Below are 11,995 nucleotides of genomic sequence, written 5' to 3' on the forward strand. Positions count from 1 at the left end.
CAATGGCCGGTGCGATTTATCTTCAAGCAGGACGCGAAAAATCACTGAAACGTAAACACCCGTGGATCTTTTCAAAAGCAATTAAGAAAACCAAAGGCAACCTCGGCCTAGGTGACACGGTCACCGTTTACGACAGTCAGGGAACATACTTGGCTACGGCCGCTTATAGCCCACAGTCACAAATTCGCGCTCGGGTATGGAGCTTTGACGAACAAGAATCTATCGACCAGGCGTTCTTCTATCGCCGTTTAGCTCGGGCTCTTGATGCCCGCCAGCACACTATTGACGAAGGCCAGTTAACCGGTTTCCGCCTATGTGCCGGTGAATCTGACGGCCTTCCTGGAGTAACAATAGATAAATTTGATAACTACTTAGTCTGTCAGTTGTTAAGTGCCGGTGCAGAGCGTCACAAAGGTGAGATAGTCGCCGCGTTAGTGGAACTGTTCCCTTCTTGTCATGTTTACGAACGCTCAGATGTCGAGGTGCGTAAAAAAGAAGGATTAGCGCCAACAACCGGCGTGCTATCCGGCACGGCGCCAGAGCACCCGGTGTTGATAAAAGAAAATGGCCTCACCTGCGAGGTGGATATTCTGCAAGGCCATAAAACCGGCTTTTATCTCGACCAACGAGACAGCCGCGCCGCCCTAGAGCGCTTCTCCAAAGACAAGGAAGTATTAAATTGCTTTTGTTACACCGGCACGTTTGGTTTATATGCCTTGCGCGGTGGCTGCTCTAAGGTGATCAATGTCGATGTATCACAGCAAGCCCTTGATATTGCCAAGCACAATGTGCAGCACAATGAGTTAGACTTGGGACGCGCTGAGTTTGTCAAACAAGACGTATTTAAGCTACTTCGTGAATACCGCAGCGAAGGACGCACCTTTGATACCATCGTCATGGATCCACCCAAGTTTGCCGACTCCAAGGCACAGCTCAACGGCGCATGCCGAGGCTATAAGGATATCAATATGTTGGCGATGCAGCTGCTTAAGCCAGGCGGCACTTTACTGACGTTTTCGTGTTCGGGACTCATGGAGCAAAACTTATTTCAAAAAGTGGTCGCCGATGCTGCCCTAGACGCCAATAGAGAGCTACTCATTGTCGAGCGCTTAAATCAGGCCGCCGATCACCCTATCGGAGGTGCTTACCCTGAAGGCTTTTACCTCAAGGGGCTGATCTGCAAAGTTTATTAACGCTTCAGCCTAATTAATATCAAGCATTTCCACGCCAATGCAGTACTGTCCCTGGTCGTCTTGCGTACAACGCACGACCTGGGTCAGTGCTTTTAGTGGCGGCACCGACCCATCGGGTGAGTTGATATCCACTTTTACCGTGGCGCCCGGGTCGATGGGTTCATCGACCAGTAACTGCATGCCTGTGGCGCTCAAGTCGCGGCAGGTTGCCGTTAACTGCAAATATTTATCATTGTGTGATACCTCAAGCTTTGCTTGAGCATTCACCATCATACGCATAAAGCCGCGCTTATCGTCGTCATAAAGCATTGTTGTTCTCCTTTTGTGCTTTACAGCAGCCGATCGCAGGCCTATCACTACCTACCTACGCATGCCGCAGTTGGGGTCGCACCACAAAGCCCATTTAAACGGGCGAAACATGTGTTGCTATAGGCAGCATACTCGGATTAAATAAGGGTTTGCAAGCTATCCAATAACTCATTGAAAGATAATGGTTTTACGAAGTAGGCATCACAGCCAGCGGCGTACCCTTGTTGCTTGGCATGGGGGGATTCGAGCCCGGAAATCATCAACACCGGAATATCTTGCGTTTCTGGGGTGTTTTTTAACATACGACAGGTGTCGAAGCCATCAAGCCCCGGCATACACACATCGAGCATGATGGCGTCCGGGTGCTGATTGATGGCCTCGTTCAGGCACTGCTTGCCCGAATCAACATACTGCAATTGGTACTGTTGACCAAGTGCTTGAGCATACAGTGTAAAATTAAAATATTCGTCATCGACTACTAATAGCTTAGCTTTGCCGTGATTATTCAACTTATTCCCTATCCTTGTCGGCGAGCATCTGAATCACTCTAATAATATAAAGTTACCTCAGCTTAGCGCGAATGCAAGTTAACTCTCGGCGAGATAGTCATTAATTGCGTTCAACACCCGTTTTGCAGAAACCGGATAAGGGGTTCCCAGCGTTTGCGCGAATAACGATACACGTAGCTCTTGCTGCATCCAAAACAGCGCTTGCAAGGCCGGCGGCTGGGGCTCGCCTTTAGGGTGTTTGGCCAAACACTTATGGTACGCCTGCGCTACTTTATCCAGCTCAAGGGTACACAAGCGGTCGCGGTTAGGGTCCACCGGTAGTTTTTCCAAACGTTTATCTATGGCTTTCATATAACGGCATAAATCGGCCATTTTATGCGCCCCATGATGGCTAACGAAGCCTTTAAAGACGAGGCTTTCCAATTGGCTTTTAATATCACCGTGAGCGGTGATCATGGTTAAGTCCACTTTGCCACGCATACGCTTATGGATACCGTGGGCCAAACTCAACACCTGCTCCACTTGCAAAGCGATCGCCACCACAGTGTCGCCCAGTTCGCCGCGAATAAACTCTTTGGCTTTATTAAACGCTTCAGCGTCTCGGATTTCCCCGCATTGCTCCAGAAGCTTATCAACCCCAGCGGCGATACAATCATCAATCAGCAATTGCACTTTACCAAAGGGGTTAAAATACAAACCTAGTTTGGCTTTATTCGGTAAATTCTGTTGCAAATACTTAATTGGCGAAGGAATATTCAAAAGCACCATGCGTCGCAGACCCATCTGGTGCGCTGCAGATGCTTTGCTTGGTGAATCGAATAGCTCAATCGCCGTGCTGTCTTTTTTGTCGACCAAGGCAACAAAGGCTTTGACCTCGTATTGACCTTGTTTTTTCACATAGGACTGGGGTAAAGAGTCAAATTGCCATTCCACTAAGCCTTCGCGCTCAATGCCTTTATCCGCGACCTGCGATAGGGTATTACTCACTTTATCTGCAAGTTGTGTTTTTAAGGCCTCTAAGTCATAACCACGGGCCACTAACTTACCCTTATCATCACGCACTTCAAACGCCATGCGCAGGTGCTCATCCAAGGCGCTTGTATCAAAGTCCCCAGCGTCCACTTTGGCCCCGGTCATGCGAAATAGGCGCAGCGCCAGCGCCTCACGCAACGACCCTTGCAGTGGCTCTACAGAGCTGAGCACCGCGTCCGCGTAATTCGGTGCCGGCACAAAGTTGCGACGTTGGGTTTTCGGTAATGATTTGATAAGAGCGCACACCAACTCATGGCGCAGCGCCGGAATATGCCAATCAAAACCTTCGCCGCTGACTTGGTTGAGCAGCGCCAAGGGAATTTGCACCGCCACCCCATCGACGTCTTGCCCGGGTTCAAAGTTATATTGCAACGGCAGCACTAGGTTGCCTTGCATCCACACATCCGGGTAGCTATCCGCCGTGATCTCAGTGGCCCCGTGCTGCATCAGGTCTTCTTTGCGCATGAACAAAAAGCGTTTGTTGTGACGCTTTTGTTCTTTGTACCACTTCAAGAAGCTAACGCGATTACATATATCACCAGGGATGTGTTGGTCATAGAAATCAAACAGCGCTTGCTCATCCACTAAAATATCGCGTCGGCGTGCCTTGTTCTCTAAATCTTGAACTTCTTCGATAAGCTCACGGTTAACTTGCAAAAACGCTTCACTGGCGCCGAGCTCTTGCTCGACCAAGGCCGTGCGAATAAATATTTCTCGGCTAAGGGTCGGGTCAATTTTATCGTACTGACTGCGCTTACGCGCCACGATAGTGAGGCCATACAGAGTTTGTTGTTCAAAGGCGATCACTGCGCCGGCTTTTTTCTGCCAGTGCGGTTCACTGTAACTGCGTTTCACCAAGTGCTGTGCTAGGGGCGCCAGCCAACTCACATCAATTTTGGCATTGATGCGAGCATATAACTTGGAAGTTTCCACCAGCTCGGCAGACATCACCCACTTGGGGCGCTTTTTAAACAGGTTGGAGCCTGGGAAAATATGAAACTGACTGTTGCGTGCGCCCTGATAAAACGCATTCTTTTCGTCTTTTTGGCCAATATGGCTGAGTAACCCGCTCAACAGCGCCTGATGTATCGCCTCATGTTCAGGCTCGTTGTTACTGTCCTTTAGGCCCATTTCGTTACAAATTGTCGTGACTTGATAAACAATATCTTGCCACTCACGAATACGCATATATGCCAGAAACTCTTTTTGGCACAACCTGCGGAATTGATTGTTGGTGAGCGCTTGCTGTTGCTGCTCCAAATAATGCCACAAATTCAAGAACGCGATGAAATCAGAATGCTCATCATCGAAGCGCGCATGCAGCTCATCGGCCTTGGCTTTTTTCTCTTGCGGACGCTCTCTGGGATCTTGGATAGCTAACGCCGCTGCAATCACTATCACTTCACGCATCGCCCCCATGGAGACACTGCTAAGCACCATCTTCGCTAACCGAGGGTCCAGCGGCAAACGCGCTAGGTCGCGCCCCAACTTAGTGAGCTTGGTCCGCCCTTTATGTTTGCTCGCTTGCACTGCTTCGAGCTCTTCAAGCAGGCGCACACCATCGTTGATGTTGCGGCTATCCGGCGGCTGTACAAAAGGGAACTGGCTAATATCACCAAGCCCCAAACCCAGCATTTGCAGAATGACCGACGCCAAGTTAGTACGTAGAATTTCTGGGTCAGTAAATTCTGGACGACCAAGAAAATCTTCTTCGCTGTATAAACGTATACACACCCCCGCTTCAACCCGACCACACCGGCCCTTACGTTGATTGGCGCTGGCTTGCGACACCGCTTCAATAGGTAGGCGCTGGACTTTAGTGCGGTAACTGTAGCGGCTAATACGCGCCGTACCCGGGTCTATGACATAGCGGATCCCAGGAACCGTCAGTGAGGTTTCGGCCACATTCGTGGCGAGCACAATACGGCGTTTATTACCGGGGTGGAATATGCGATTTTGTTCGGCATTGGATAATCGCGCATACAAAGGCAGCACTTCGGTATGCTTTAAGTTGCGCTTGCTCAAGGCATCGGCGGTATCCCGAATTTCGCGCTCACCATTCATGAAAATCAAAATATCGCCAGGGCCTTCGCTGTAGAGCTCATCTACAGCATCAAAAATACCCTGCAGTTGATCATTCTCATCTTGGTTGTCGTCACCGCCTTGTATCTCGGTTAAGGGCCGATAACGTACTTCAACGGGATATGTACGCCCGGAGACTTCAATGATTGGGGCGTCATTAAAGTGACGAGAAAAACGCTCTGGGTCGATGGTCGCTGAGGTGATAATTACTTTAAGATCCGGGCGCTTGGGTAGCAGGTTCTTTAAATAGCCGAGGATAAAGTCGATGTTTAAACTGCGCTCGTGCGCCTCATCGATAATAATAGTGTCGTATTGATTCAAGTAGCGGTCGTTTTGTATCTCTGCAAGTAAGATACCGTCGGTCATCAGCTTAATGTAGCTGCGTTCACTGACCTGGTCGCTAAAGCGTATTTTAAAACCGACGGTTTCGCCGATTTGGCTATGGAGCTCTTCGGCAATACGCGCTGCTACACTGCGAGCGGCTAATCGACGTGGTTGAGTGTGGCCAATCAAGCCCTCGACGCCACGGCCTAACTCTAAGCAAATCTTCGGCAGCTGAGTCGTCTTACCCGAACCGGTCTCACCGGCGACAATCACCACTTGGTGCTTCGCTATTGCCGCTTTTATGTCTTCACGTTTATCGCTAACCGGCAGGGCTGCTGGGAATTGCGGCTTTGGCAGTTGTTCAAGGCGTTGTGCGTGCTGGCTGATGCTGTGCTCTATCGCCTGCTCAATTTTGGCCAGTACGCTTTGTTGCTTCTCGGAGTCGGAAATCTTATCAGCGCCTTGTAGGCGCCTTTTTAATACAAACTGGTCCTTTTTCAAACACTCGGAGAGTTTACCATACAACGGCTTGCTTGCTGACACTCAGGCCCCTAATTAACGACTTAAAAATGGTCGCTAAGCTTAGCAAACTATGAGCGCCAAGTGTACCGGGTATTAAGCTCTGAATGCCGATGGCTGGGCCTTTTTGGCTATTAATCAGAGCCTACAGCAACACTAAACAAATCGATGTCCGGACGTATAATTACAATGCAGATGCTTATCCAATGCCAGTAGGATGTGCGCGCGAGTGATAATCCCGAGTAACTTACCTTGTTCATCACATACCGGATACATTTTCGGCTTATCAACTTTCATATTTTCGGCGAGCGTCATCACACTCTCCTCTGGCGTCACACACAGTGGCTCTTTGGTCATGACATCACCAACAACTGTATGTGCTTCATTTTGGTAAGTGGATGTCAACATATGTTGTAAGCAATCCTGCTCCGACACGAAACCGATGATGGTTCCGAGGTCGTCGACAACAGGTCCTCCGGTTTGACCGCTTTGTAATAGCCTCTCTACAGCCGTTTCAATCGGCATAGTGGCTTTGAATTTTACTGGTCTATGGTTGTAATAATCAGCGACTTTGATTGATTGCATAGGCACCCCCAAATAAGTAAACGCCAACATAGCTAACTATAGTTGGCGTTTACAAAATTGCTTATATCTTTGAAGGATTTATTCGTCTTTAAAAATCGCTACATAGGTGTCACTGGTTGATGACTTGCTAGCGCGATACATACCTTTGGTATTAAACGGCATGCTGATGTTCCCTTTGCCATCAACAATGATGACTCCTCCGGTGCCACCAGCGTCAAACATAGGTCCAAAAATAACCTCTTTACCCGCCTGCGCTATGCTTTTTTGCTGATATTGCACACGTGCGCAAATGTCGCTCGCCACTTGATAACGGATGAAAAACTCACCGTGGCCGGTTGCTGAAACCGCACAAGACTCATTGTCGGCGAATGTCCCCGCGCCAATGATCGGAGAATCACCAATACGACCAAAGCGCTTCGCTGTCATGCCTCCTGTTGATGTACCCGCTGCCATATTACCGTGTTTATCCAAAGCTACGGCGCCGACTGTACCCATTTTGTAGGATGTTGGTAACGCTTGATGACGAGCTTGGTAGTCTTGACTTGCGGGCTTGGCTTTATCTAATTTTTGTTTTGCTTTGAGCAAGGCTTCATAACGATGCTCTGTATCAAAATAACTGTTATCAACCTTCTCCACCCCCTGCTGCTGAGCAAATGCTTCAGCCCCTGCACCGCTGAGCAGCACATGAACAGAGTCCGTCATTACTAAGCGTGCCAAGTTAATAGGGTTTTTAATGTGCTTTACTCCAGCTACGGCACCAGCTTGGCGCGTACGTCCATCCATGATCGAGGCATCGAGCTCATGAGTGCCATCATAGGTATAAACGGCCCCCTTGCCGGCATTAAAATAAGGAGAATCTTCCAGTACATTGATCGCCGCATTGACTGCATCTAGGCTTTCACCTCCTTGCGCTAATACTTGGTAGCCGGCTTCAACCGCCTGCTTGAGTTTATCGCGATAGGCTTTTTCTTGCTCCGCAGTGAAGCGGGCTTTTTCGATGGTGCCAGCACCACCATGGATAGCAATGGCAAAGGGTTCATCGTCAGCCATAGCAGGTTGCGCTGCTAAAGCACTCAGTGCTGCGAATGTATAAAGTATAGACTTCATGAGGCTCTCCGTTTATGGCCTAGGGCTTTTGTTATTATTCGCCAAATACTATGGGCGCTTGGATAACGATTGGCAACCTGATGCGATTAACGGCAGTGATAAAAAAGAGCACCACAGTGGTGCTCCTCATTCAGGGGGAATACTATTTAAAGTTGGCGATACTGTTTTTCGTTGCTTCCACGGTTTTCCAGGCATACGCTTGCCCAGTTATGCCGTAAGGCAGACCGTTTACACTCCAGTTTGGATTGGCAAAGTAATCATATTGCGTGGCACTGCCAAATACATGTGGGTAGGCCATAATGCTGGCAAATTGATTATCAACGCCGTGACCCATGCCATCGACATACACACCGCCACTGGTATCGCCTTGTTTGCGTGAATGGGCCAAGCCTTGATTATGTCCTAGTTCATGAACAAAGGTGGTTGCTCCACAGTCCACTGCGGTAATGCTATACATGTTGTTTGAGGTAGACGCATATAAGTTACCAGAAGCACTGCTGCCTTGGCCTACCCAAGCAATACCGCAGGTAATATAACCATTCGAGCCCGCCCCTTTACCTAGCACAGCCATCATATCGGCTCCCCAGCTATTACGCAGGTTTTGAACACTCGAAGCATTGGTCACTGAGTTCAACCAACTGCTTGAGGGACTGATACTGTAATTACCTAGGTTTTGTTGGCCAGCAACACGAAGCTGTAGATCAATACCGTTTTGACTGTAAACCTGATTCGCAAAAGCAATCAACTGATTGATCTTTGTATTAATATTACCTGTAGCCGCTGCTGCTTCATCAGTATACAAAATACCAATATCAATCGTCGCTGCTTGCGCCATTGACGCACCCATAGCACTTGCAATAAGCGCTGATTTTACGAGTTTTTTCATTATTGTTCCCTTATTTTTAGTTAGTGGGGGTGGTTGTAAATTGAGGATTGAAATTTTCCGGGTTGGCGTCAGCTTGGTGACTACTTGCATGCATCTCTTGCTCTTGGTGCTGGCGATAAAGATCACGTTTTGCCGCTATCCATCCATGCTCGTTTTTCGATTCAAAAACATAATTGCCACTGGGTGCTGTCAGCTGACCATAGACGGCGTCTTTTCCAACAGTTAATACCGTGGTATGAAAACGCCCCCCTGCCCCTGTTACCGCACCAAACACACTCCTATCGCCATTTTCAGCGACACTGACGTTATTTACTTCAGCAACAAAGCTCTCTTGAGTTTGCGGTATCATCAGTTCAAAAGTGTCACCGGCTTCAAGGGCACGCAACGCGCTCAGGTCAAATTCCACATAGGCTTCATTGCGTAAGTCGGTTGGGATCACGCCCGCCTCTTGCAGCTTTGCTTGCGCGGTTTTCGATACCTTATTGACCGAGGCAACACCAAAGTCAGTAGGCTGATGCTTATCGTGCTTCGCTGGTGTCTTTAACAAAGGTTGGGGACTGCTTTTCGGTTCAGTGACCGCTTGTTTGTGTATTGATATTTGTGCAACAGGAGGTTGCTGCTCGGTTGTTTCGATTGTTGCGTTATGATGAGTGCTTGGGCCTTGCTGCCCAAGATAAATCCAAAGAAGTGCACCTGCACTCACGCTGATAAGCGCTAAAAATATCCACCGCATGATACGTTCCGTTATTAGTTATTTTGGAACGCAGAATAATCATACAAATATAAATTTTCAATTAACAATTGTTCGATAATCAAGCATTAATTGTTGAGATTTACAAATAAGCCTATGCTATACAATGGGTTATGACATTTACATAAGTTTACATTTTAATAACAAATATACCCATTTATGGTACTTATGCGTACTCATAAACTCCTTTTGCTAACGCCAAGGGGGAAGTGAATAAAGGTTCATCAGTCAGGTTCGATTAAGAGAATTCAATCAAGTCTGACAGGCGCATTTGTACCAATGGCTCCCCAATAAGAGGCTAAAAAGTGTAGCCAAGCTAAGCCGATCAAACTGTTTTTAGTTCCACTTAATTGGCTTGTTATAAGCAATGTTGCACCTTAGCTTGAACATATTTGACGATAGACGGTACTGTATAGTTTTTTTAAGTAATCAGTTCCACATTTATCAAGACATTGATAGGTAATTGATACCGCAGCATCACCACCTGAATGCATCGTTTTGTGAAAACCAAGAATTACCATCTGCTCTTGTTTATTAGTTTTATCAAAATTTGTTCTCGTTATGAAAATTGGATTTTGATTAAAACTATATTCAACCATCGTTGATACTGGAACCCATTTTTGGTTTATCACTTTAGGGTAGTTTAACCCAACGTATTCGTCACCTGGTCGATCTAAAGTAAACCCTAAGCAAAATGCTTTTTCAGGATTTAATTCGATATCCGTAGGAGTAACGCTAGCTAAACTAGGGAAACTTAAAAAAGACAACATAACTAGAGTATTAAGCATGAGTTCCCTGTGCTTATAATGTCTTACTAATTGGCGCAAAAATGATTGGCTAAAGTTGGTGACGAAGGAGTGCAAGTCAAGCTTTTTTCTTCCTTTTGAGTAACTTGTTAGGTTTGTTTTTCTCGCCGATGTTTCAAGCCCAGTCTTACAGTATCAAGAACATCTCGCATCGACTTATTTTGATATGGTTCTTCTGATGAATCACACATTAAGCAAAAATCAGTAAAACCTCCGTTTACGATCTGAACTTCAACTTCATGTTCTCCTAAACATTCTGGGATTTCAGTCATGTAAGGGTCGAACACTCGTACTAACTTTTCTGGTTTAGAGGCCCAAGCACCAAGAATATCGTTGATATGACCATCTCCAAAACTATAACCAATAACCGTTAGTTCACTGATTTGGTTCAAGCTTTGCTTGAAGTAATCAAGTAACGTAGCTGGTGCGATTTGTGACATTTCATTTTTGAATTTGTTGCCACCAGAAAGCAAAGATCTTCGCAGAAACTGTATTTTCCCATTATCGTCTTCGACTGTTAACTCATTTGTCACTCGGTACTGATCACGCTGACAAATCAGTGCATTGCTCTTCTCTATAGATACAATTGAATCAATATGACCACCAACGTATTGACCTAAAGCCTTAGCTTTAATGAAGTAGTCCATGTCTTCAATCGCGAATATATCCAGTGAACCATGCAATTTCACGAGATTAAGCCCGAATGTATCATTTTTAAAAAAGTTTAATTCACCACTTTCTAACTGTTTAGATGATATTGACGAAAATGGTGCTATATTTCCAAAGCCTCGCGAGTCATCATAGAAACCATCAGAGAGTGGGAGAGAGAGATGTGTACAAATTTCTTCGAATACCACGTCATGGTTTAGCGAGTATACAAATGTAGGTTCTCTTCTGGAAAGGTACTCTTTCAGGCCATAATAATCTTTTACGCGATGAGTTAGCAGCTCTTTGATTAAACTTTGATCCTCTAACAATAAAAGCTGAATAGTTTCGGTTAATTGAATAATGATGCCATGAACAACATTCCTTTTATAGGTATCACCTCGGGCTCTAAGATATAGGTTCTCTAAATGGGCAACTATTTGCTCATAGTGTAAATCATGGTTTTCAAATAACGAAATGAACTCATTTTTCAACTCTAAGTCATTTTTGAAGTTAAAGAGGTTTGTATCTATCCGTTTTAAAACCACTCGTCTTAGTACATTAGTAAACTCCCATACTAATGGCATACCTACTTCGTAAGACGCTCCTGCTCCCAAAAATAAAGCTTTCATCAAACCTCCAAACCTAACAACTTATTAGCGAGACCCGGCAAGGTACACTTCCTTGTAAGGTAAGAGCCCAAGTATGTATAGACACTAATGAAACTCAAAAATTACCTTAAATCATACAATAAAGTAAACGTCGCCTCGGCACAATGCGAACAGAGTGATACTGCAGTTCAGCGTATTCCCGAGCTACGTAGAGTGATTGAAATTACAGATTCCTATAGTGGTAAAGCTATAACGCATAAGTTGGAGTTGTTTAAAGCAAACCAAACTGATTGTTATGAAGTCTTTGTAGATGGCAAGCTTTGAAAGAAACGTATTGGCTGGAGCAACATTCTTGCTGGCATTAGGATGGCACTGCCAAGGCTAGCTAGAGAACGTCTATTCTTTGCTCATAGCTGCCAGTCAGATGAAGTCTAAACCTGTTCATCTAAACTGTAAGATCAGATATTCGCAACTTAAAAAAAGGGAATCAATGTACTGGTAAGGAAAAGAAGTGATTGGTGGAGCTAGGCGGGATCGAACCGCCGACCTCTTGCATGCCATGCAAGCGCTCTCCCAGCTGAGCTATAGCCCCAAAACACGACGTTATTCTATGTTCTTTTAACTCGCTTGAAAACC

Annotated in this window: 10 protein-coding genes and 1 tRNA gene; 1 reads left to right on the plus strand and 10 read right to left on the minus strand. The window is 46.2% G+C overall.

The window, feature by feature from the left end:
- Positions 1-2: 2 nt before the first annotated feature.
- On the plus strand, positions 3-1,193 hold the full coding sequence (locus MHM95_RS10770; RefSeq protein ID WP_239385264.1) for a class I SAM-dependent methyltransferase: 1,191 nt from the start codon (positions 3-5) through the stop codon (positions 1,191-1,193).
- Positions 1,194-1,202: 9 nt separating this feature from the next.
- On the opposite strand, the gene MHM95_RS10775 is transcribed toward MHM95_RS10770, so the two are convergent.
- From MHM95_RS10775 to MHM95_RS10820, 10 genes are all read right to left on the minus strand, one after another.
- Positions 1,203-1,502, minus strand: a complete 300-nt coding sequence (locus MHM95_RS10775) for a PilZ domain-containing protein (protein WP_022944035.1) — start codon at positions 1,500-1,502, stop codon at positions 1,203-1,205.
- A gap of 137 nt (positions 1,503-1,639) precedes the next feature.
- Positions 1,640-2,011 (minus strand): response regulator, encoded by a 372-nt coding sequence (locus MHM95_RS10780; protein WP_022944034.1) that lies wholly within the window; start codon positions 2,009-2,011, stop codon positions 1,640-1,642.
- A 78-nt stretch (positions 2,012-2,089) separates the two neighbouring features.
- Positions 2,090-5,992 carry an ATP-dependent RNA helicase HrpA gene (gene hrpA / locus MHM95_RS10785; RefSeq protein ID WP_239385265.1) on the minus strand — a complete coding sequence of 1,301 codons (3,903 nt, stop codon included), beginning with the start codon at positions 5,990-5,992 and terminating at the stop codon, positions 2,090-2,092.
- Between the two features lie 132 nt (positions 5,993-6,124).
- Positions 6,125-6,553 (minus strand): CBS domain-containing protein, encoded by a 429-nt coding sequence (locus MHM95_RS10790; RefSeq protein ID WP_026110983.1) that lies wholly within the window; start codon positions 6,551-6,553, stop codon positions 6,125-6,127.
- A gap of 78 nt (positions 6,554-6,631) precedes the next feature.
- Positions 6,632-7,660 carry an isoaspartyl peptidase/L-asparaginase gene (locus MHM95_RS10795; RefSeq protein ID WP_239385266.1) on the minus strand — a complete coding sequence of 343 codons (1,029 nt, stop codon included), beginning with the start codon at positions 7,658-7,660 and terminating at the stop codon, positions 6,632-6,634.
- Positions 7,661-7,802: 142 nt separating this feature from the next.
- A complete protein-coding gene (locus tag MHM95_RS10800; RefSeq protein ID WP_022944030.1) occupies positions 7,803-8,546 on the minus strand; it encodes a reprolysin-like metallopeptidase in 744 nt (247 codons plus the stop codon).
- Positions 8,547-8,562: 16 nt separating this feature from the next.
- The gene (locus MHM95_RS10805) at positions 8,563-9,279 is read right to left on the minus strand and encodes a hypothetical protein (RefSeq protein ID WP_239385267.1); all 717 of its coding nucleotides are present in this window, start codon (positions 9,277-9,279) and stop codon (positions 8,563-8,565) included.
- Between the two features lie 395 nt (positions 9,280-9,674).
- Complete coding sequence (locus tag MHM95_RS10810; protein ID WP_239385268.1) at positions 9,675-10,085, minus strand: hypothetical protein; 411 nt, start codon at positions 10,083-10,085, stop codon at positions 9,675-9,677.
- A gap of 107 nt (positions 10,086-10,192) precedes the next feature.
- A complete protein-coding gene (locus MHM95_RS10815) occupies positions 10,193-11,380 on the minus strand; it encodes a hypothetical protein (protein ID WP_239385269.1) in 1,188 nt (395 codons plus the stop codon).
- A 495-nt stretch (positions 11,381-11,875) separates the two neighbouring features.
- Positions 11,876-11,951: transfer RNA gene (locus MHM95_RS10820), tRNA-Ala, on the minus strand.
- Between the last annotated feature and the right edge of the window lie 44 nt (positions 11,952-11,995).

The sequence above is a fragment of the Pseudoalteromonas sp. CnMc7-15 genome, from assembly GCF_022347925.1.
GTDB lineage: Bacteria > Pseudomonadota > Gammaproteobacteria > Enterobacterales > Alteromonadaceae > Pseudoalteromonas > Pseudoalteromonas ruthenica.

Coding starts and splice junctions, on each gene's coding strand:
- MHM95_RS10770 (WP_239385264.1), top strand. CDS start 3: ATGGCCGGTGCGATTTATCTTCAAGCAGGACGCGAAAAATCACTGAAA.
- MHM95_RS10775 (WP_022944035.1), bottom strand. CDS start 1,502: ATGCTTTATGACGACGATAAGCGCGGCTTTATGCGTATGATGGTGAAT.
- MHM95_RS10790 (WP_026110983.1), bottom strand. CDS start 6,553: ATGCAATCAATCAAAGTCGCTGATTATTACAACCATAGACCAGTAAAA.
- MHM95_RS10795 (WP_239385266.1), bottom strand. CDS start 7,660: ATGAAGTCTATACTTTATACATTCGCAGCACTGAGTGCTTTAGCAGCG.
- MHM95_RS10800 (WP_022944030.1), bottom strand. CDS start 8,546: ATGAAAAAACTCGTAAAATCAGCGCTTATTGCAAGTGCTATGGGTGCG.
- MHM95_RS10805 (WP_239385267.1), bottom strand. CDS start 9,279: ATGCGGTGGATATTTTTAGCGCTTATCAGCGTGAGTGCAGGTGCACTT.
- MHM95_RS10810 (WP_239385268.1), bottom strand. CDS start 10,085: ATGCTTAATACTCTAGTTATGTTGTCTTTTTTAAGTTTCCCTAGTTTA.
- MHM95_RS10815 (WP_239385269.1), bottom strand. CDS start 11,380: ATGAAAGCTTTATTTTTGGGAGCAGGAGCGTCTTACGAAGTAGGTATG.